This window comes from Pseudochrobactrum kiredjianiae (genome assembly GCF_030362795.1).
Taxonomy (GTDB): domain Bacteria; phylum Pseudomonadota; class Alphaproteobacteria; order Rhizobiales; family Rhizobiaceae; genus Pseudochrobactrum; species Pseudochrobactrum kiredjianiae.
In genome coordinates this window covers 26,507-48,046 of record NZ_JAUCBM010000002.1, presented here as the reverse complement: position 1 = coordinate 48,046, position 21,540 = coordinate 26,507, and the positions used below count along the sequence as shown (strand labels likewise).

The window sequence follows — 21,540 nt, the reverse complement described above, 5'->3', positions numbered from 1 at the left end:
AAGCCGGAGATACCCATTTCCGGCCTTGTTTATAAATGCATGCCGGGGAGGGTTCAAAAATCAAGAAAACGCGTTAATCGACAAGATTTACTTGTTCGTAGGCTTGGATCGATTTGTTGAATCGGTTCGGTAAAACTCATGCATTTGGTGCTGAGTATGAGAAAAACTTGCTAAAGTGTTTTTATTTATCTCTGCAATTGAGTTGGTTCCGGTCAGCGTCATGGCCACACGCATTTCGTGATGAATTAAATCCAAAACGTGCTCAACGCCTTTTTGGCCAGCAGTGGCAAGGGCATAAATAAACGGCCTTCCCAGCAAGATGCAATCTGCCCCAAGTGCAATCATGCGCACCACATCAAGGCCGGAGCGCACGCCTGAATCCGCTAAAATTTTTATATTACCTTTAACCGCATCAGCGATTGCAGGCAGTGCTTTTGCGGTGGACAAGACGCCGTCTAATTGCCGTCCGCCATGATTGGACACAACAATACCGTCTGCTCCGAAGCTGACGGCATCTCTGGCATCTTGTTGATTCAAAATGCCTTTAATAATGATTGCTCCGTCCCAGTAATCCCTGATCCACTCTAAATCTTTCCAGCTGATTGACGGGTCAAAATTTTTGCCGAGCCAGCCAATATAATCCTCCAGTTTTGTCGGCTTGCCGCGATAGGCGGATATATTCCCTAGATCATGGGGACGCCCCATCAAGCCGACATCATAAGCCCATTGCGGATGGGTGATGGCCTGCAACATCTGCCGGATTTTCGCATATTGCCCCGACATTCCGGAGTGGGCATCACGATATCTGGTGCCGGGCACCGGCATATCAACCGTAAAAACCAGTGTGTTAATGCCTGCCTGTTGCGCACGCTCAAGAACGTTTTTCATAAAACCGCGATCTTTAAGCACATAAAGCTGAAACCAGATCGGTTCAGAAGACGCAGTTTGCACCTCCTCAATCGGACAGACAGACACTGTTGAGAGTGTAAACGGTATCCCTTTATTGCTTGCGGCTTTCGCAGCCTGAACTTCACCGCGTCTGGCATACATGCCTGTTAGTCCGACAGGTGCGAGTGCCACAGGCATTGCCAGTTTTCGTCCAAAAAGCTCTGTCTCTAATTGAAGCTGGCTCATATTGCGTAAGACATTTTGGTTGAGTGCAATTTCAGCAAGGTCTTCTGTATTTCGCCGCAAGGTTGTTTCCGCATTTGCGCCGCCATCAGCATAATGGAACAAAAAAGGCGGGAGTTTTCGTTTTGCCGCTTCACGGTAATCGGATGCAGATGAAATGATCATAATTCACTCCCGAATGATAAACGCCATGCGCGAACCGCTGCATTGAGCAATGCAGCGGTCGGATTACTGTGTCGCAAGAACTATTCTCAGCCTCGGAAAATATAATCCGCAATCGATTGTGGCTTCATTTCAATCGAGAAACCCGGCAGCGATGGCGGCATATAAGCCGCATTCTTGATGATGCATGGCTCGATGAAATGCTCGTGCAGATGGTCGACATATTCGATCACACGACCATCCATCGTGCCTGAAACGGCAACATAATCGATCATCGAAAGATGTTGCACATATTCACAAAGACCAACACCGCCCGCATGCGGCCAGACCGGCTTATTGTATTTCGCAGCAATCAGCAGCACGGCCAGAACTTCATTCAGGCCACCCATGCGGCAGCTGTCGATCTGAACAATGTCGATGGCACCTTCCGCGATGAACTGCTTGAACATGATGCGGTTCTGGCACATTTCGCCGGTCGCAACTTTCACATCGCCAATGGCTTCGCGGATTTTGCGATGGCCTGCAACATCATCCGGGCTGGTTGGTTCTTCGATGAAGAACGGCTTAGAGAAGGCAAGCTTGTTGACCCACTCGATTGCCTGATCTACTTCCCAGACCTGATTGGCGTCGATCATCAGATAACGATCCGGACCAATCACCTCACGCGCGATGGTGAGACGACGAATATCATCTTCGAGATCGCGGCCAACCTTCATCTTGATGTGGTTGAAACCTTCATCAATCGCTTCCTGACAAAGACGACGCAACTTATCGTCGCCATAGCCAAGCCAGCCAGCCGAGGTCGTATAGCAAGGATAGCCGGTGGCTTCGATTTTGGCGATACGTTCCGCCTTGCCGCTTTCTGCTTTGCGCAGAATTTCGACGGCTTCATGGCGGGTCAGCACATCCGTGATATAGCGGTAATCGACAATATCTGCGATTTCTTCTGCCGACATTTCCGACACCAGACGCCAGACCGGCTTGCCGGACTGCTTGGCCAGCAGATCCCAGAAAGCATTGACCACAGCGCCGGTTGCCAGATGCATCGCACCCTTTTCAGGGCCAATCCAGCGCAACTGGCTGTCGCTTGTCAGATGGCGCCAGAACTTGCCGGGAGCTTCGCGGACAGTGTCGAGATCGGTGCCGACCACCAGATGGCGCATGGCAAGAATGGCCTGACAGCAGATGTCATTGCCGCGACCAATGGTGAAGGTGAGGCCGTGGCCCTTCAGCGCTTCGTCATCCGTATCGAGGATGACATAAGCCGCCGAGTAGTCCGGGTCCGGGTTCATCGCGTCAGAACCGTCCAGACTTTGCGAAGTCGGGAAGCGCAGATCAAAGACGCGCAGATCAGTAATTTTCGTCATGGTTTATTTCGCCTTAAATATCAGCGCGCACGTTCTGCTTCTGGGATCCGAGACCTTCGATGCCGAGTTCTACAGTGTCGCCAGCTTTGAGATAACGCGGTGGCTTCATGCCCATGCCAACGCCCGGAGGCGTACCGGTGGAGATGATATCGCCCGGCTGCAACGACATGAACTGCGACAGGTAAGAAACCAGATGGCGCACGCCATAAACCATGGTCTTGGTGGAACCGTCCTGCATGGTTTCGCCATTGACCTTGAGCCACATGGCAAGGTTTTCAGGATCAGCGATTTCTTCCTTCGTCACCAGCCATGGGCCGGTTGGACCAAACGTGTCGCAAGACTTACCCTTGGTCCACTGCCCCTGACGCTCGATCTGGAAGGCGCGTTCGGAAACGTCGTGGATGGTGCAGTAGCCGGCAACATAATCAAGCGCATCCTCTTCCGAAACGTATTTCGCGGTCTTGCCGATAACGATGCCGAGTTCGACTTCCCAGTCGGTCTTTTCCGAACCGCGCGGGATGAGCAGATCGTCATTCGGGCCAACAATGGCGGAAGTCGCCTTCATGAAGATGATCGGTTCAGGTGGTACGGTCGCGCCCGTTTCAGCTGCATGGTCGGAATAGTTGAGGCCGATGCAGATGAACTTGCCGGTGCCTGCAACACATGGACCAAGACGCGGATTGCCTTCGACCTTTGGCAGGGCGTTGACATCCAGCGAACCGAGCTTGGCAAGCGCTTCAGGGTTGAGAACAGCACCCGACAAATCGCTGACATGGGCGGACAGATCACGGATATTACCGTCAGCATCGAGAAGACCCGGCTTTTCCTGTCCGGTTTCGCCAAAGCGAAGAAATTTCATGAGTTTACTCCTTGTGGGGATTAGCAGCAGGCGAACTTAAATCGTCCAGCCTCCATCAATGTTATACGCCTGACCCGTGGTATAGGTCGCACCCGCGAGATAGACCGCGAGATCGGCAATTTCTTCCGGCTGGCCGATGCGGCCAATTGGCTGACGCGCGACGAAGGCAGCACGCTGCTCTTCATAATCGCCCTGCGCGCGCAGACGATCTTGCAGCGACGGGCTTTCAACCGTACCGGGGCAGATGGCGTTGCAGCGGATGCCCTTGGCAACATAATCGGCAGCAACAGCCTTAGTCAGACCGATGACAGCCGCCTTGGTGACGCCATAGGCAAAGCGGTTCGGCACGCCCTTCACACTTGAAGCGACCGACGCCATGTTGACGATCGCACCGTCCTTGCGTTCCAGCATACCCGGCAGCACGGCCTGAATGGTGCGGATCATCGCCTTGATGTTGAGATTGATCGCGAAATCGAGGTCTTCGTCCTTCATTTCCAAAATCGAACCGCCATGGACGACGCCCGCGCAGTTGAACAGGATATCGACCTGACCGATCTCGGCAACAAGCGCCTTCACTGCCGCCTCGTCAAGCACGTTGAGTTTGCGGGTGATGATACCCGAAACGCCTTCGAGTTCCTTGAGGGCGCTCTCGTTGATATCGGTCGCATAGACCTTGGCACCGGCCTCAGCAAATGCCAGCGCACTCGCACGACCAATGCCTTGGGCTGCGGCTGTGATCAGCGCAGTTTTTCCATCAAATCGTATCGTCATAGTCATGCCTTCCGTTCGACAAGCAGGATGTGGTCGCATGCAAGCACCACTTCGTCCCGCTGATTAAGCACTTCGCACCGCTCGGTAACGCGGCCCAAATTTGTTCTTTTCGGGTCGTCTTCTTTTGTGCTGATCGTCACGCGCGTGCGGATCGTATCGCCGATATGCACCGGACGCACGAACCGAAGACGGTCATAGCCATAGGAAAACGCAACAGGGTTAATCAGCGTTGCCGTGAGGCCGACGCCGATTGCAAAGATCATCGTGCCATGCGCGATACGCTGACCACCAGGCAGGTTTTTTGAAAATTCCGCATCCATGTGGTGCGGAAAGAAATCGCCCGTATGACCAGCATGAACCACGAAATCCGTTTCGGTGATCGTGCGGCCATAGGTTATGCGCTGAGCCTCAAGTTCATAATCTTCAAAATAGATCACCTGTTCAGACATGATCAAAACTCCGGTTTTGCAGCAAGCGGCGTGGCAGGAGCAGCGCTTGACTGATAGGCCGCTTCGACCAGCGCCATCGTGTGCCATGCATCTTCGACCGAGCCGATAAGCTCTGCATCTTCACCAGTGGCGAAACGCTGCAATTGCGCCATGCGGTTTAAGAATGCATCCGGAAACCATGCGCCTTGAAGCGCAACGTGCACCCAGTCGTCTCCGCCCTTTGGCTTGATCCAAAGTTCGTCCGGTTCGCCACGCGGATAGTCGAGATTGACGCCAAGTTTCACATAGGCAACCCCTTCGGTGCCGCAAATGCGGAACTCGCATGCCTGAAACTTGCGGCCGAAATCATGGTCATGATTGATCGACAGCGCGCAACGGACACGGTTGCCATAATCAAGGATCGCAGCCGTACGGGTCTGGGAAACTTCATGGCTCGGATGGCCAATAGTCTTGGCGTGAACGCCTCGCGGATTGCCAAGCAGGCCACGCACGAAATCCAGATAATGGATTGAATGCATGGCGATTTCGATACGCGGCAGACCTTTCAGGAACGGCCACAGACCCCAAGGGGTAGCAAGCGCCAGCCATGCGTCGAAATCGACCACTTCACCAAGCAAGCCCTTATCGACGGCGTCGTAAAGAGCGAGCATCATCGGCGCGAAACGCAGCTGAAAATTCACAGCAGCTTTGAGATTGCGTGCACGGCAGACTTTCAGAATCTCCGTTGCGGCGGCGAGGTCGCTGCCCATCGGCTTCTGGATGAGACACGCAGAACCTTCCGGCAATTGCGCGAGGATCGAAGCATGAGCTGACGGCGGTGTTGCCAGATCGAAGATTGCGTCTTCAACCGCAATTGCGGCTTCAAGACTTGCAAAGGCCTTAATGCCCCACTGGTCGGCAAGCGCGGATGCTTTTTCCAGATTGGGATCGAAAATACCTGCAACCGGAAAGCCGCCCTTCTTATAGGCGGGCAAGTGCGCGTCGCCGACAATGCTGCCCGCACCAAAAATAACAATCGGCTTTGGCTCGGACGGTTTGGCCCACCACTGGCGCAGGGTTTTGGGATCAAAGACCTCAGTCATGATGGAAAACCTCCTCCATCATTGCCCACCACTCACCCTCTTTACGGGTTTCAAGCGGCTTCTGGCACGGCATACAGACGGACCACCATTCCTGATTTTTAGGATTAGCGGCCATCTTTTTCATGTCGGCTTCAAAGTCAGTGCCGACATAGTCCCATGTGCCAAACAGCAGATTTTCCGGCTCTTTGAGAAAGATCGTATAATTGGTGATGTTGCACTCGGAAATAAGTGCGAGAATTTCCGGCCACACGCTCGCGTGCAGCTTCTTATATTCTGCGATCTTTTCAGGCTTAAGTCCGATCACCATTCCCATTCTTTGAATCATTACGACCTCACGATCTCGCGTGTAAATTCAGAAATCGAACGTGCACGCACGGCATCCCAATCCCATGCAATACCAATGCCCGGTTCTGATGGTGCAATGGCGTGGCCATCACGAGTTTCCATACCCTTGGTGGTCAGATCATCAAGCTGCGGAATATATTCGACATAGCGCCCGTTCTGCACGGCACAGGTGAGGCTGACATGCAATTCCATCAGGAAGTGCGGGCAGACAGGAATGTCGAAAGCTTCTGCCGCATGTGCCACTTTCAGCCATGGCGTGATACCGCCGATACGCGCCACATCCACCTGCACGATGGAGCAAGCGCCCTTCTGCATATATTCGCGGAAATGGCGGATCGAATAGATCGATTCACCTACAGCAATGGGTGTCGCGGTCGAGCGATTCAGGCGGATATGACCGTCAAGATCATCCGCCGGAAGCGGCTCTTCAATCCATGCGAGGTCCAACTCTTTCAGACGTTCGGCACGACGGATTGCTTCGTCCACCGTAAAGCCCTGATTGCAATCGGTCATGATCTCAAAGCCGTCGCCTACGGCTGCACGAACAGCCGAAAGACGCTCATAGTCTTCCGAACCATGTGGCTTGCCGATCTTCACTTTGGAGCCAGAGAACCCCTTGGCTTTGGCGGCTAGCGCATCCTCGACCAGCGCTTCTTTCTCGATATGCAGCCAGCCGCCTTCGGTCGTGTACAGCGGACAACGATCCTTGGCGCCGCCAGCAAGCTTCCATAGCGGCAGGTTCTGTTTCTTCGCACGCAAATCCCAAAGTGCCGTGTCAATGGCAGCAAGCGCCAAAGCTGTAATTGCGCCGATGGTTGTGGCGTGGGTCGCAAATTCGAGCTTGCGCCAGATCGCCTCGATGCAATCCGCATCCTCATTGATAATCAGCGGCACCAAATGGTTGTTCAACAAGCGCATGACCGATGAACCGCCGGTGCCGATGGTGTAGCTATAACCTGTCCCCACCGCACCATCACTGTCTGTGATGGTAACGATTGGTGTTTCCTGACTGACAAAACTCTGGATCGCATCAGTGCGCTTGACCTTCGGTGGTAAGTCCACCATGCGCAGTTCAACTTTTTCAATACGTGCCATGATTATACCGCTAAACTTTTGCCGCTTGCCGCATCAAACAGATGCGACTGCGACAAATCAAATTGCATAGGAATGGTTTCGCCCGGTTGCAGATGGCGTGGGTTCAACATACGCGCTACCCATTCCTTGCCTGCGAATTCGGCAAAAACCAGTGTTTCATTGCCGAGTGGCTCGGTGATGGAAACGCGCAAACCACCTTCGTGAATGGCCTCACCCGACGAAAGGCCGTGGCCTTTCGGGAAAAGATCATCCGGACGCAGGCCGAACGTCACCTTGGCACCATCCGTAACCTTGGCCTTGAATTGGGCAGGAACCGGCAAGCGGTCACCATTGGCAAAGACCAGCTCTGACGCTTGCACTGTTGCCTCGGCCATATTCATCGGCGGCGAGCCGATAAAGCCTGCAACAAACTGTGTGTCTGGGCGCTTAAACACTTCATCCGGTGTCCCGATCTGTTCGATATGACCATCGCGCATGATGACGATGCGGTCAGCCAGTGTCATGGCCTCAACCTGATCATGCGTCACGTAGACGACCGTGGATTGCACCTTGGCATGAAGCTTCTTGATCTCCGTGCGCATCTGCGTGCGCAGCTTCGCATCGAGGTTGGAAAGCGGTTCGTCAAACAAAAACACTTCAGGATTGCGTACGATGGCGCGACCCATGGCAACGCGCTGGCGCTGACCGCCCGAAAGTTGCGCCGGACGCCGCTCCATCAGCGTTTCAAGACCAAGAATGGCTGACGCTTCATTCACACGGCGGTCAATTTCCGCCTTTGGTTGCTTGGCGATTTTGAGCGAAAATCCCATATTCTCGCGCACCGACATATGCGGATAAAGCGCATAGGACTGAAACACCATGGAGATATTGCGATCACGCGGCGGAAGATCGTTCACCACCTTGCCGCCGATTTCGAGCACGCCGTCGGAAATGCTTTCGAGACCTGCGATCATGCGCAATGTCGTGGACTTGCCACAGCCGGACGGGCCAACAAGTGCTACAAATTCCTTGTCGGCGATTTCAAGATTAATGCCATGCACCACTTCAATTGCGCCGTAGCGCTTGACGAGATTTTTAATGGAAAGCTGAGCCATTTTAATATCAACCTTTAACCGCGCCGAACGTCAGACCAGCAACAAGATGCTTCTGAACGATGAATGTGAGGGTCAGCGCCGGAATAATCATCACGACCGCCAGCGCGCACATGCCACGCCAGTCGATAGTGAATTCAGCGGTGTAATCGAGAAGACCAACAGGAAGGGTCTTGGAATTAATGGAACGGGTAAGCTGGGAAGCCAGCGCATATTCGTTCCATGAGGTGAGGAAGGCGAAGATGCCGGCGGTTGCAATGCCGGGACCAGCCAGCGGAAATTCCACCTGCCAGAAAGCCTGCCAGCGCGTGCAGCCGTCAATCTGGGCTGCTTCTGCCAAGTCTTTCGGCACTTGACGAAAGAAACCGTCAATTAGCCAGATCGTGAACGGCACATTGAGCGCTACATAGGTGATAATCAGGCCGAAATGCGTATCGATAATGCCAATGCGCGAATAGAGCATGAACAGTGGAAGCGAGAGGGCAATGCCCGGCACCGAACGCGTCAACATGAGGCCTAGGAAGGTCGTCGACTTACCCCAGAAGCGGAAGCGCGCAAAGGCATAGCCGCCCGAAACGCCGACAATCAGCGCAATGATTGTTGATGTTACCGAGATAATCAGTGAATTGCGGAAATAATCCCAGACCGGAATACCGCCAGCACCTGCACCTGAAAACATTGCATAATAAGCGTCGAGCGTGATTTCTTGCGGAATCCACACGGGCGGCTTTGCCATGATTTCAACCGGCGGACGCAGCGAGGATAGCACGATCCACAGTCCCGGCAGACAGATGATCGTCATCGCCAGAAACAGGCCAATCAGATAGGCGGCTTTTTTAACGCGACGCAGCAGGCGATGCTGATCATTAGAGAGGGTTTTGGAAGCCATGATTACCACTCCGCTCCGATTTGCGCACGTGCGGCTGCAAGCTTGCGGAAGAAGATTACGGTGAAAATGATCGAAAGCAGGATCGCGACATAGGCCATAGCGTTAGCAAGCCCCATTTGCGCATCCGAATAGGCCGTGCGCCCGACAAGCGTCCAGATCAGCTCGGTTCGCCGTGCTGGGCCACCATCGGTCATGATCTTCACAATGTCATAAGCACGCGCCACATCGAGCGACCGAATAGTCATCGCGATGAAGGCAAATGGCATCAGATAAGGCCAGATAACATAGCGGAATGTCTGCCATGGCGTGCAACCATCAACGCGCGCGGCTTCTACTGGATCCTGCGGCATGGACAGAAGACCACCCAAAATAAGGATCGCAAACACCGAAGTCGACATCCAGACTTCTGCCATCAGAATGGCAAACAGCGCCAGATTGCCGTCGATCAGCCAAGGTATAGCGGCATCCGTTATGCCGAGTGATTGCAGTGCATTATTCACCAGACCAATATTGTCGTTGAACATAAATTTGAACTGGAAGCCGACGAGTACCGGCGAGAACATCATCGGGAACATCATCATGGTACGCAAAACGCGCTGACCACGTGTGGCTTTATTGACGAGGAGCGCCAAGCCGAGACCAAGCAGCATTTCCAGATTAAGCGCAATTGTCAGAAAAACCACGGTGCGCAAAAAGGCTGCCCAGAATACCCAGTCAGTCAAAATGCGTTCATAATTCCGCAATCCAATCCACTTGAACAAACTGTCAGGGCGCGTCAGCCGGAACGGCGTGAAGCTCGAATAAAGTGACAGGATAAGAGGAAACAGAACAACTGCTGCAAGGATGATGAAGGCAGGCAAAAGCAGAAGTGTCGGTGGAGAAAGACGTTTTAACATTGTTTTCCCAAACGATGGCTTGGCACGCGCATAGTTGAAATGACCCGTCGGGAGATACGCACACGACAGGTCATTTCAGTATCAGGCCGGATTAGAGTTCTCCGGCGTCTTCCAGAATTTGTGTCGCTTTTTGAGCGGCATCATTCAGTGCCTGTTGAGAGGTTTTATCTCCGAGGATCGCTGCCTGAAGTTCCGGATAAACTGCATTGGAGATTTCAATCCATGACGGTGTTTGCGGAACAGGGAATGCATGCGTTGCAGCTTCCTGAAAGACAGTCAAAACTTCAGTTTTATACGGATCTGATGCGGCCTGCTGAATAACGTAATCCCAGACAGCGGTACGTGTTGGCAGTGTGCCAGCAGCAGATTCCTGTTTCTGGGAATCTTCATTGGTCAGGAACCAGACCAAAGAGGCTGCGGCTTCTTTATTATCGCAGGATTCTGTAACAGAAAAACCGTGATGGCCAGACCATCCGGTATGTTTGCCAGATGAGCCTGTTGGCGCAACAATAATGCCGACATTACCAGCGACTTTCGAAGATTTAGGGTCGTTAAAATAAGACGCCCAGCCCGGCCAGTCCAGATTGAGTGCAATGGTGCCGGAAGCAAAGCCAGCGCCCAGCTCATCCCAGAGATAGTTGGTCGTACCGGCAGGAACGGCTTTAGCCTTATAGAGGTTGACGAACCAGTCGAGCGCACGAACACCGGCTTCCGAATTGAAAGCAGGTTTGCCGTCTTTAAGATATTCGCCGCCTTCAGCGACCAGCATTTCATAGAAGCGGCCGTTGATGGCTTCTTCCTTGCCTGCAAACTGCGTGCCATAGAAATTTGGCGGGTCGGCAAAGAATACAGCCTGATCGGAAACTTCTTTCCATGTTTTTGGCGGCGCCAGATCATAGCCGTATTTTTCTTTAAATGCGGCTTTTTTAGCGTCGTCGCTATAGAGGTTTTTTTGGTAATAGAGCGCTGACACATCGAACTGCGCGCGCGGCAGCATGACCAGCTTGTTATTCAGTGTCGAGGCACCAATAACCGCAGGCACAAATTTTGCAATTTCTTCTTGCGGGATCAGCGTGGTTAAATCCGCATAAAGCGTAGGATATTGCGGTGCAAAGGATGAGTGGTTTGATCCCACACACCAATTGACCGAGCCGGAAGCTATGTCGGACTTGATTTCCTTATCCAGCTCAAAGTGATTTTTCTTAGACAGAATATTGACCTTGGCGCCTGTCGCTTTCTCCCAGTCAGCGATACGCGAATAAAGGGCCTCATATTGCTGGCCGCCAATCAACTTGGCATTGATAGTCACATCTTTAAATGTGCCCGGCAAGTCTGCGGCATATGTCTGGCTGGTTAATATGGCAAGCGCAGTTGTGCCTGCCAGCATCCATGATGCTTTCATCATTTTTTCCTCCTAACTTCCGGCAGTATTCTGCCTGTTCCCCATTTGTGAAGTTAATATTTATATGCAAACATAATATTCAGCAGTGGTCAAGCTGGTTTAAGTGTAATACTAACTTTAACAAGTTTTCGCCTTCATATATGAAAGCTGGATTTCATTGAGGAGATTGTTATGGATATTGACGATCGTTACCGCGCTCCTGCCCTTGATAAAGGGCTGGATATTTTAGAGCTGCTCGCCACGGTTGATGGCGGGTTGACGCAGGCTGAAATCTCAAAACATCTGGATCGCAATCCGAATTCTTTTTACCGGATGCTCGATCGTCTGGTGAAACGTGGTTATGTGACCAAACTCGACGGTGACCGCTATAGTTTAACACTCAAGCTTTTTGGTTTGGGGCAGCTGCATGCGCCTGTCCGCCGCCTTGCCTCATTTGCAATGCCGTACATGCGTGATCTGGCTCAGGCCTCAAAACAGGCGAACCAGCTTGCGGTGTTTGATCGTGGTTCTGTTGTGGTGATTGCCCAGCAGGAAGCACCGGATTATTGGGGCATTTCTATTCGGGTTGGCTCACATATTAGTATGTTTGATACCGGCTCCGGCCATATTCTTCTGGCTTTCAGCTCGCCGGAAGAACGCGAAATGATGATTGCTGCGCATATAAGAAACGATGAAAAGGTGCAGCTGGGACAGGGTTTTTATGAGCGGCTCGATCAGATACGTGAGCGTGGCTATGAAATGATGCCGAGTGCGCAAATGGCTGGTGTTTATAATCTTTCTGCGCCCATTCTTGGCTCTGATGGTACCTGTATTGCAGCGCTCACCTGTCCTTACGTAACGCTGGTCAATTCATCATCAGGTCCCGATATAACTCAGACAATAAATTTACTGCAAAAAACGGTTAAGGATCTCTCGAAACTTGTTGGTGCAGATATCGCGGCTACAGAATAAATTCAGAGAAAACTGGTCGGAGGAGGACCTGCCATGTTGATCGACACTCATCTGCATCTTATTGACAAGACTGCATTAAATTACCCTTGGCTTGCCAGTGCGCCTACATTGGACAGAGATTATTTATTCGCAACTTACCGGCAAGAGGCTGAACGCTGCGGTATAAATTCTGCACTGCATATGGAAGCAGACGCTGCCCCCGATTTGATGCATGCGGAGACAGAATATATTCAAAAAACAGCACGGGAATCAGGTGGTTTTATCAAGGGGGCGATTGTTTCTTGTCGCCCGGAAGACGCTGGTTTTTCGGATGATTTGCAACAACAACGCAGCAATGGTTTTGTAAAAGGATTTCGTCGTGTTCTGCATGTTATGCCGGATGATTTTTCCGCGCAGCCTCTTTTCAGAGAAAACATCAGACAGATACAGGGCTCTGGTCTGACATTTGATCTTTGCGTCTTACCACACCAGCTTGATAAAGCGGCAGCACTTGCTGATGTGGCACCTGATATGACCTTTATTCTGGATCATTGCGGCATCCCCGACATTAAATCCGGTGCGCTGGAGAGCTGGAAAGAGGGCATTTCGGAGCTGTCGAAACGCAAGAATGTTATGGCTAAAATTTCCGGCGTCGTCGCCTATTGTAATGCTGATAGTTGGAATGTCGGGACGCTGCGCCCCTATGTTGAGCATGTTATTGATGCATTCGGTTGGGATCGGGTGGTGTGGGGAAGTGACTGGCCGGTCTGCACTTTGGCGAGCCCGGCCGGTGGCGGATTATCTGTGTGGGTTGCCGCAACCCATGCCTTGCTTGAAGGCTGCAGTGAAAGTGAAAAGGCGCAGCTCTTGTCAGAGAATGCGCGCCGGATCTGGAAGCTGTAAATCTCCGGTTGCGGGTTGAAAAGACATGAGACAACAGTGATAGAGCGTTTCTGCTAAATCAGAAACGCTCTGTCGATTTCACTTTAATCTTATTTGAAGCTTTCCGCGAAAAGTCGATTAAGATCAGTTATGACTGTTTCTGACGTTTCGTTCTCCTGCAGAGCTTTGTTGATCCGTTGGGACGCCGCATCCTGAAAGGGCATATATCCATCATGACGCGGTCGCACCCATGCGCCTTCGAGCGTTGCTCTTGTCTGACGATAAAAATCATATGCAGCCCGATTGACACCATCATCCTCCCAAGCGCTCGCATGACCGGACTGTCCGTTAGAGGCAGCATAGAGCCCTTTCTGCACCTCGCCGCTTGCAATCCAATAAGCAAAATCACTGGCTGCCTGAGAATGCTGCGTGAATGCGGAAACAGCAATACCGGTTCCGCCCAGAGCAGAACCCGCCACACCTGCCGTACCAGCTGGAATATCGGCAAAGCGGATCAGACGCTCACGAAACTCTGGCATAGCATAATTTACATAGCCGTAAATCAAGGGTGTGCAGGCAATGCCGGATTGCGGCGCGGCCATCTCTTCGAACACAGCAATTGGATCCATCTGAAAACAGTCCGGCTTCACCAAAGCGGCAAGTGCTCGTAATTTTTCAAAGGCCTCACAACCATCCTCAAGCGCGATAAATACGTCTTTTTCAAAACATGGTTTTCCTGCATTGGCAGCCAATGTATAAAAACTCATCAGCGAATGAGGCGGAAGTAACGGAATTAAAACCTTACCTGCGCAAGCCAATTGCAAAACGTCATCCCATGATGCCGCCGGATTGATCATGAGATCGGGTCGCCATGCCTGCACTTGCGCCGCCGCGTCCAGCGGCAAGGCCCACTGCTGTCCCTGCCAGTTGTAACTTGGAAAAGACTCTCCGACGGAGCCTTCAGCAAGCGCGCGCAGTTCCTCTTCATGACCGGCCATGTCGAGCGGGAGAAGGCAGTTTTCTTTGGTAATCTGCCCGACATGCGGATGATCTATCACGATCAAATCGAAATTGCGTGCAAGTTCCTCGACCGAAAACGTCTCAAAATCTTGCAGGGAACGTTTTTCCCATGAGATTTCAACGCCTTTATCTTTGAACCATTGTGCAGCGCCGGCGACGAGAGGATCAAAACCACGGGGATGGTTCCAGGTCATACCTTTCAGACGGACAGAGCTCATAGTCCGAATTCCTCTCTGATGTTTTGGCTATGCTGGCCAATACGGGGGGCTGCATTGTCGATCTTTGCGCGCTGCCCGTTAATGCGGAGCGGTGATCGTGTGGTTGTAATAGCAACATCATCCTCGCGGGTAACAGTTTGCAACATATCCAGCACCGAGAAACCTTCGCTTGAGAGAAGCTCTTCCCAGTTCAACACACGGGCGCACCAGATATCGGCGGGTTCCAGTACCGCGAGCCAGTCATCGACAGTTTTTTGTGCAATACGGGCGGCAATCAGCCGTTTAATGTCATCCCGCTTTGTGAACCAGCTTGCGCTGTCCTCTGCAAATGGCGCTAGTTCCGGCATCTCCAGATGCGCTGCGAGTTTTGGTATCGGCATCATTGCAATTGCCAGAAAGCCGTCTGAAGCCTGATAAACACCATATGGCGCAGACAAATATGCATGGGCGCTGCGGAAACTTGAGCGTTTTGGCAGGCGGCGGCCGTCATTGAGATAGGTTGTCAGGACTTCGAACTGAAAATCGACGAGCGCTTCCAGCAGGCTGGTTTCGACATGCGAGCCTTTATTGGTAATCCCTCGACGGACGAGCGCTGCAAGAATACCTTGCGCAGCCGCCGCGCCTGCCAGCATATCGGCAACGGCCAGACCAAACGGTACCGGTCCTTGCCCTTCATCGCCATTGAGCCACATCAGACCTGAACGCGCCTGTGCCAGCAAATCCTGCCCCGGCCGTGAGACCCACGGACCTTCTTCGCCATATCCGCTGATGGACGCATAGACGATGCGCGGATTGAGTGCTTTTACAGCTTCGTAATCGAGGTTGAGCCGTTGAATAACGCCGGGGCGAAAGTTCTGAATGACCACATCTGCCTGAGCGATGAGTTTTCTCAACGATGCCAGATCGTCAGGATTTTTCAAATCAAGCGCAATGCTCTCTTTGCCGCGATTAATGGCGTGAAAGATCGTGGAGTCGCCGCCAATTTCCGTATCGCTCAAATAAAGGCCGCGAGATAAATCACCTCCGTCGGGACGCTCAATTTTAATAACACGGGCACCCAAATCCATGAGCCTCAGCGAGCAATAAGGGCCAGATAAAAACTGGCTCATATCTAAAACTACAAGTCCGCTGAGCGGAAGCTCATTCTCTGTCATTTTATTATACCCTCCCGGATAATTCGTATTTGAATGTAATATTCACATGCGAATTACTTTATAGCAAGGTTGAAAACAGCAAATAACAAGCGCGCTAAGCCAGTGCTCAGGATGTGTGTCGCTTTAACAATTGGCGAGTGGGGGCAGTATAAGAGGACGCTGTTACAGATCACCTGAATGCGGTTGACAATGGATGAAACAAATAAGGCGGCTGAATAGCCGCCTTATTTGTTCTTGGATGACAGGTAAGTTGTCGCCTCGTTATTGATTGATCATCCCGAGATCGCGGGCAGCAAGATCAAGCATTTTGTGCGAACTTTTTCGCGCACGTTCTTTATCGCGCAAGCGGATTGCCTCTATCAGCTCCAGATGCTCTGAGATTGCCTCTTCCCGGCTTGGAACAGCATCATTCGACGTATAGAGCGTGTAACGCAGCGCGGCTTCAATAATGCCGCAAAGTTGACGAAATACCTGATTATGGCTGGCACGCAATAAGGCAATGTGGAAATCAACATCGCCCTGTGTGAATGCTTCAATATCGCCACCCGCCTCATTCATACGGTTCCACGCTATTTCCAGAGCAGCAATATCCATAGCAGAGGCGCGCTGGGTTGCGAGTTCTGCGGCCACCGGCTCAATGGCACGTCTGGCTTCCAGAACGCACAGCAGCAAATCAAGATCGACAATACGCGGACCCAGCCAGTCTAAGACTTGCTGATCGAGCAGGTTCCAGTCATCCTGATCGCAGACCATTGTGCCAATGCGTGGTTTTCCGCGCACTAAGCCTTTGGATTCGAGTGTTTTAATCGTTTCCCGAATAACCGTACGGCTGACTTCATATTCTTCACAGAGATCATTTTCCCTTGGCAGCATCGTGCCTTGTGCATAACGGCCATTCAGAATTTCAGTTGCCATCATTGCCGTGACGTTTTTCTGCACGCGCGGACGCTGCGCACGGGAGGGAGTGGTTTGTTGCTGCTCCGATATTTCAGTCACGGTATGTCTCTCAGTTGCTATGGCTGGAATCACAGGCATTTCGTCAGGTAGAGCTTCGATCTGTGGTGCTATATGCCATAAGATAATATTTTTGTCTTCTTATGTATTATGATGAATTTTAAATCATCATACAAGATGTATTGACCAGTATGATGATTTGATTTAGCCTCACATATTGTTGGAGGACAATTGCACTTTTTACTGCGCTATAAGCCCAGTCTGGGTGCTGCATTCTTTGGGAGGAAAGAAATGCATTTTCTAAAAGCGGCCGCTTTGGCCGGTATCATGACCGGAACAGTCTATGCTGCTGTTGCCGGATCATCCGCTGCCTATGCGGCAGATATTAAAATCGGTTTTGTTGTTAAACAGCCGGAAGAACCATGGTTTCAGGATGAGTGGAAATTTGCCGATGTAGCGGCAAAAGAAAAAGGTTTCACGCTGGTCAAAATCGGTGCGGAAGACGGCGAAAAAGTTCAGTCTGCGCTGGATAATCTGGCAGCTCAGGGTGCAACCGGCGTGATTATTTGTACGCCTGATGTCAAGCTCGGACCTGGTATTATTGCCAAGGCTGAGGCCAATGGCCTGAAACTCATGACAGTTGATGACCGTCTTGTCGGCGCTGATGGACAGCCGCTGGAAGACGTGGTGCATATGGGCATTTCCGCTACCAAAATTGGTGAAGAAGTTGGCCGTGCTATTAGTGAAGAAGTCAAAAAGCGCGGATGGGACTGGAAAGATGTCGGTGCTATCCGTGTTTCCTATGACCAGCTGCCAACGGCTGTTGATCGTGTTGAAGGTGCGCTTTCGGTATTGAAAGAAAACGGTTTGCCGGAAGCGAATATTTTCGCCGCTCCGCAAGCGAAAACCGATACTGAAGCAGCGTTGAACGCTTCAACTGTTGTCCTTAACAAGAATGCCGGCATTAAACATTGGGTTGCAGTTGGTCTGAATGATGAATCTGTTCTGGGTGCCGTGCGTGCTACGGAAAGCGTGGGCGTTCCTTCAGAAAATGTTATTGCAGTTGGCATTGGTGGTGCGGATTCCGCGATCAATGAATTCAAAAAACCAAACGCGACCGGTTTCTATGGGACTGTGATTATTTCACCAAAACGCCACGGCTATGAAACTGCCATGAATATGTATGCATGGCTTGCCGATGGCAAAGAGCCGGAAAAACTGACTTTGACATCGGGTCAGCTTGCACTGCGCGATAATTATGCTGCTGTTCGTAAAGAACTTGGCATCGAATAACTGTGCTTTGAATGTTTGAGAGCCGGAAAACATATCGTTCCGGCTCTCATTTTCAGACTTTATTGTTCAAGTGGCATAACCACTGCTGAGAGACAGGTGCAGCATGGATGACTTCCTGACGTTTAAAAATATTTCCAAATTTTATCCCGGCGTCAAAGCGCTGACTGACGTATCTTTCAATGTTGCCAAAGGTGCCGTACACGGGGTGATGGGGGAGAACGGCGCGGGTAAATCCACGCTTATTCGTGTGCTTTCGGGCGATCAGCAGGCAAATAGCGGTGCAATCATCATTAATGGCGAGGTGCAGAAATACGCCACTGTGCGGGATGCATTTGATGCCGGTGTGATTGTTATTCATCAGGAATTGCAGCTGGTGCCGGAGCTGAGTGTTGCTGAGAATTTATTGCTCGGGCGTTATCCTGCCAAAGCCGGACTGATCAGCTTTAAAGCGCTGGCCAAAGAGGTTGGTGAAAAGCTGCGGATGATTGGCATCGATATTGATCCGGCCACCAAGGTTGCGCATCTTTCCATTGGCGAGCGGCAGATGGTGGAAATTGCCAAAGCGGTCATGCTTGATGCCCGTATTATCGCACTGGATGAGCCGACATCTTCTCTGTCATCGCGGGAAAGCGAAATCCTGTTCCGGTTGATCGGACGATTGAAAGCCGAGGGTAAGATTATCCTCTATATTTCTCATCGTCTGGATGAGATTTTTCAGCTTTGCGACAGTCTGACGGTATTGCGTGACGGCAAATTGGCAGCGCATCACGCAAGTCTTGAAAATGTGAGCCGCGATCAGATTATTTCTGAAATGGTTGGTCGTGAAATCAGCAATATCTGGGGCTGGCGCAGCCGTAATATTAGCGATCAAGTGCTGCTGAAGGTCGAAAATCTGAGTGGTAGCAAATTGTCTGTACCTGTTAATTTTGAGGTGCGGGCTGGCGAAATTACAGGCTTCTTCGGGCTGATTGGGGCAGGGCGCTCTGAAATGAGTCGCCTGATTCACGGCGCAGATCAACGCCACACGGGTACGGTCAGCGTTGAGGGGATAAAAGTCGCCGCGAATGATCCGCGCAGTTCGATCCGTGCAGGGATTGTATTGTGTCCCGAGGATCGCAAATTTGACGGAATTATTCAGGGACGCTCCATTGAGGAGAATATCGCTGTTTCTGCCCGCCGTCATTTTTCGCCGTTTGGGCTGATCCGCCCGAAAAGGGAAGCAGAACTGGCCGAGACTTATATCGCAAAACTGCGGGTCCGCACGCCGTCACGTAAGCAGGATATTGTTAATCTGTCGGGCGGCAACCAGCAGAAAGTTATTCTTGGTCGCTGGCTTGCTGAGCAGAATATCAAAGTGCTGATCATTGATGAACCGACACGCGGCATTGATGTCGGTGCCAAGGCTGAAATTTACGAAATTCTCTATCAGCTTGCTGAAAACGGTATGGCGATTGTGGTGATTTCCAGTGAGTTGCCAGAGGTGATGGGCATTTCTGACAGGATTATGGTGATGTGCGAAGGGCAGATTGCGGCCAGCTTTAAGCGCGTCAATTTCAATGACCGCGCAATTCTTAAAGCGGCACTACCGGATAAGACCGTCTCTGAAGCGGCAGCCGGATCATTACAAAAGGTATCCTGAACGATGACTTCAATTAAAAAAATTCTGCTTGGTGAACAAGGTCTTGTGGTTATCTTCCTGCTGGCTTTTGCAGTGGTTGCGCTGACGGTGCCAAACTTCCTGACTGAGCGTAATATGCTCGGGCTTTTACAATCTGTGGTCACTATCGGCATAGTTGCCTGTACCATGATGTTCTGTCTCGCATCGCGTGATTTTGACTTGTCTGTTGGCTCGACCGTTGCTTTTACCGGCATGATCGCGGTGATGGCATCCAATGCTACGGGATCAATTTTTCTCGGTTTGCTGGCGGCATTGGCAGGTGGTTTTATCGTCGGGCTATTCAACGGCGTTGTCATTGCAAAATTTCGCATTAATGCTCTGATCACCACGCTCGCGACGATGCAGATTGTGCGCGGACTGGCGCTTATCTCCAGTGACGGGCGCGCTGTCGGCATCAATGATCCGTCATTCTATCAGCTGGCACTGTCAAAATTCCTCGGTATTCCGACGCCGATCTGGGTGATGCTGTTGCTGTTCGTGGTGTTTGGCTTTGTGTTGAACCGTACGGTTTTTGGTAAAAACACACTGGCTATCGGTGGTAATCCCGAAGCCTCACGCCTTGCCGGCGTCAATGTGGTTTCTATGCGGGTCTGGATTTTTGCTCTGCAAGGACTGGTATGCGGTATTGCCGGTATTTTGCTGGCATCGCGCATTACATCCGGCCAGCCGAATGCGGCAACCGGACTGGAATTATCTGTGATCTCAGCCTGTGTGCTCGGCGGCGTTTCGCTTGCCGGTGGTCGCGCCGCGATGCTGGGTGTGATTGTTGGTGTGCTGATTATGGGCATTGCCGAGAATGTTATGAACCTGCTGAATATTCAGGCCTTTTATCAATATGTTGTTCGTGGGTGCATACTTCTTATCGCCGTGCTGCTTGATAACCTGCGCTCAAATATCGTTGGTTTCAGAGGGTGATCACAATGGCAGAGCCGGTAATGAATTACGCTTTAGCGGACTGGGGAACGAGCAGCTTTCGTCTCTGGATCACAGATGCTCAAGGTTATGTGCTGGGTGAGAGCCGCAGTGATGAAGGGATGATGCATTGTTCTTCATCAGGTGGCGCAGCGGGCTTTGCACCTGTGCTGGAAAAGCATTTGCAAAAGCTGGATGCGCCCGCAAATCTGCCGGTTATGATTTGCGGTATGGCCGGAGCACGGCAAGGATGGGCGGAAGCACCTTATATCAACCTGCCGACGCCACTGGACGGGCTGGCCACGCAAGCCCTCAGAATTGAGCATCAGACACGGGACATCCGTATTCTGCCGGGTTTAGCGCAGCGGGAACAGCACTCCGCAAATGTCATGCGTGGGGAGGAAACACAGCTGGCAGGGATTGCAGCCTTCATGCCCTATGGCCTGATATGCATGCCTGGCACACACAGCAAATGGACAAAAGTGGAAGGCGGTATTGTCACACAATTCACCACCTTCATGACCGGTGAATTATTTGCGGTACTGTCACAAAATTCCATTCTCCGGCATGCCGTAGACGCAGAGTTGAACTTTGATTCAAGCGCGCCTGCATTTGTCCGTGCGGTTGAAACGGCACTCGCAGAACCGGCGCGTATGGCGGAGAGCCTTTTTGGCGTTCGGGCATCCCAATTACTTGGATTTGAAGAACATTCAGATGGGGCAGCGCATCTCTCCGGCCTGCTGATCGGCAGTGAAATCGGCCGTGTAAAGCAACTCTATGGCACCGGCACAATCGGATTGCTGGCCACGGGAGCGCTTGGCAGACTTTATCAGGCTGTTCTGCAACAGGCGGGTTTTGACGTCATCCTTCATAATGGTGAAACAGTTGTCCGGCAGGGATTATTTGCAGCGGCAAGCCGGTTGTGGCCGGTTGCCGATATGTCGGGTTCAAAGGAATAAA

21 protein-coding genes are annotated in these 21,540 nt (G+C 51.7%); 6 read left to right on the top strand and 15 right to left on the bottom strand.

Features of this window, described 5'->3' with window-relative positions; genetic code table 11:
- Nucleotides 1-87: 87 nt before the first annotated feature.
- From lldD to QUF18_RS06240, 12 genes are all read right to left on the bottom strand, one after another.
- Nucleotides 88-1,296 (bottom strand): FMN-dependent L-lactate dehydrogenase LldD, encoded by a 1,209-nt coding sequence (gene lldD, locus QUF18_RS06295; protein ID WP_289386222.1) that lies wholly within the window; start codon nt 1,294-1,296, stop codon nt 88-90.
- An 86-nt stretch (nt 1,297-1,382) separates the two neighbouring features.
- Entirely contained in the window at nt 1,383-2,660 is a 1,278-nt protein-coding gene (locus tag QUF18_RS06290) for an L-fuconate dehydratase (protein ID WP_289386220.1), read from the bottom strand.
- Nucleotides 2,661-2,673: 13 nt separating this feature from the next.
- Nucleotides 2,674-3,519, bottom strand: coding sequence for a fumarylacetoacetate hydrolase family protein (locus tag QUF18_RS06285; protein WP_289386219.1), 846 nt, complete (start codon nt 3,517-3,519; stop codon nt 2,674-2,676).
- Between the two features lie 36 nt (nt 3,520-3,555).
- Nucleotides 3,556-4,290 carry an SDR family oxidoreductase gene (locus QUF18_RS06280; RefSeq protein ID WP_289386485.1) on the bottom strand — a complete coding sequence of 245 codons (735 nt, stop codon included), beginning with the start codon at nt 4,288-4,290 and terminating at the stop codon, nt 3,556-3,558.
- 2 nt (nt 4,291-4,292) lie between these two features.
- A complete protein-coding gene (locus QUF18_RS06275; RefSeq protein ID WP_289386217.1) occupies nt 4,293-4,739 on the bottom strand; it encodes a MaoC/PaaZ C-terminal domain-containing protein in 447 nt (148 codons plus the stop codon).
- 2 nt (nt 4,740-4,741) lie between these two features.
- Nucleotides 4,742-5,821, bottom strand: a complete 1,080-nt coding sequence (locus QUF18_RS06270) for a Gfo/Idh/MocA family protein (protein WP_289386216.1) — start codon at nt 5,819-5,821, stop codon at nt 4,742-4,744.
- Nucleotides 5,814-6,146, bottom strand: coding sequence for an L-rhamnose mutarotase (locus QUF18_RS06265; protein WP_289386214.1), 333 nt, complete (start codon nt 6,144-6,146; stop codon nt 5,814-5,816). Before QUF18_RS06265 ends, QUF18_RS06270 begins: the two co-directional genes overlap by 8 nt.
- On the bottom strand, nt 6,146-7,261 hold the full coding sequence (locus QUF18_RS06260; protein WP_289386213.1) for a mandelate racemase/muconate lactonizing enzyme family protein: 1,116 nt from the start codon (nt 7,259-7,261) through the stop codon (nt 6,146-6,148). Before QUF18_RS06260 ends, QUF18_RS06265 begins: the two co-directional genes overlap by 1 nt.
- A gap of 2 nt (nt 7,262-7,263) precedes the next feature.
- Entirely contained in the window at nt 7,264-8,355 is a 1,092-nt protein-coding gene (locus QUF18_RS06255) for an ABC transporter ATP-binding protein (protein WP_289386212.1), read from the bottom strand.
- A 7-nt stretch (nt 8,356-8,362) separates the two neighbouring features.
- Nucleotides 8,363-9,241, bottom strand: coding sequence for a carbohydrate ABC transporter permease (locus QUF18_RS06250; protein WP_289386211.1), 879 nt, complete (start codon nt 9,239-9,241; stop codon nt 8,363-8,365).
- Nucleotides 9,242-9,243: 2 nt separating this feature from the next.
- Nucleotides 9,244-10,137 carry a carbohydrate ABC transporter permease gene (locus QUF18_RS06245; protein WP_289386210.1) on the bottom strand — a complete coding sequence of 298 codons (894 nt, stop codon included), beginning with the start codon at nt 10,135-10,137 and terminating at the stop codon, nt 9,244-9,246.
- Nucleotides 10,138-10,228: 91 nt separating this feature from the next.
- Entirely contained in the window at nt 10,229-11,539 is a 1,311-nt protein-coding gene (locus QUF18_RS06240; RefSeq protein WP_289386484.1) for an ABC transporter substrate-binding protein, read from the bottom strand.
- Nucleotides 11,540-11,710: 171 nt separating this feature from the next.
- Between QUF18_RS06240 and QUF18_RS06235 the strand changes: the two genes are divergently transcribed.
- Nucleotides 11,711-12,490 (top strand): IclR family transcriptional regulator, encoded by a 780-nt coding sequence (locus tag QUF18_RS06235; protein ID WP_289386209.1) that lies wholly within the window; start codon nt 11,711-11,713, stop codon nt 12,488-12,490.
- Nucleotides 12,491-12,523: 33 nt separating this feature from the next.
- The gene (locus QUF18_RS06230) at nt 12,524-13,372 is read left to right on the top strand and encodes an amidohydrolase family protein (protein WP_289386208.1); all 849 of its coding nucleotides are present in this window, start codon (nt 12,524-12,526) and stop codon (nt 13,370-13,372) included.
- Between the two features lie 89 nt (nt 13,373-13,461).
- On the opposite strand, the gene QUF18_RS06225 is transcribed toward QUF18_RS06230, so the two are convergent.
- The 3 genes from QUF18_RS06225 to QUF18_RS06215 all read right to left on the bottom strand — a co-directional run bounded on the left by QUF18_RS06225 (nt 13,462) and on the right by QUF18_RS06215 (nt 16,739).
- Nucleotides 13,462-14,589 (bottom strand): ABC transporter substrate-binding protein, encoded by a 1,128-nt coding sequence (locus QUF18_RS06225; RefSeq protein ID WP_289386207.1) that lies wholly within the window; start codon nt 14,587-14,589, stop codon nt 13,462-13,464.
- Entirely contained in the window at nt 14,586-15,743 is a 1,158-nt protein-coding gene (locus QUF18_RS06220; protein ID WP_289386206.1) for a CaiB/BaiF CoA transferase family protein, read from the bottom strand. The genes QUF18_RS06225 and QUF18_RS06220 overlap by 4 nt, the downstream gene beginning before the upstream one ends.
- A 261-nt stretch (nt 15,744-16,004) precedes the next feature.
- Complete coding sequence (locus QUF18_RS06215) at nt 16,005-16,739, bottom strand: FadR/GntR family transcriptional regulator (protein WP_289386205.1); 735 nt, start codon at nt 16,737-16,739, stop codon at nt 16,005-16,007.
- Between the two features lie 249 nt (nt 16,740-16,988).
- Here QUF18_RS06215 and QUF18_RS06210 point away from each other — a divergent pair, with 249 nt between their 5' ends.
- The 4 genes from QUF18_RS06210 (at nt 16,989) to QUF18_RS06195 (ending at nt 21,539) form a co-directional block, all read left to right on the top strand.
- Entirely contained in the window at nt 16,989-17,990 is a 1,002-nt protein-coding gene (locus QUF18_RS06210; RefSeq protein WP_289386204.1) for an arabinose ABC transporter substrate-binding protein, read from the top strand.
- A 103-nt stretch (nt 17,991-18,093) separates the two neighbouring features.
- A complete protein-coding gene (araG, locus tag QUF18_RS06205; protein ID WP_289386203.1) occupies nt 18,094-19,629 on the top strand; it encodes an L-arabinose ABC transporter ATP-binding protein AraG in 1,536 nt (511 codons plus the stop codon).
- A 3-nt stretch (nt 19,630-19,632) separates the two neighbouring features.
- Nucleotides 19,633-20,583: an L-arabinose ABC transporter permease AraH gene (araH, locus tag QUF18_RS06200; RefSeq protein WP_289386202.1), complete on the top strand. Its 951-nt coding sequence runs from the start codon at nt 19,633-19,635 to the stop codon at nt 20,581-20,583.
- Between the two features lie 5 nt (nt 20,584-20,588).
- A complete protein-coding gene (locus QUF18_RS06195) occupies nt 20,589-21,539 on the top strand; it encodes a 2-dehydro-3-deoxygalactonokinase (protein ID WP_289386200.1) in 951 nt (316 codons plus the stop codon).
- The last annotated feature ends 1 nt before the right edge of the window (nt 21,540 follow it).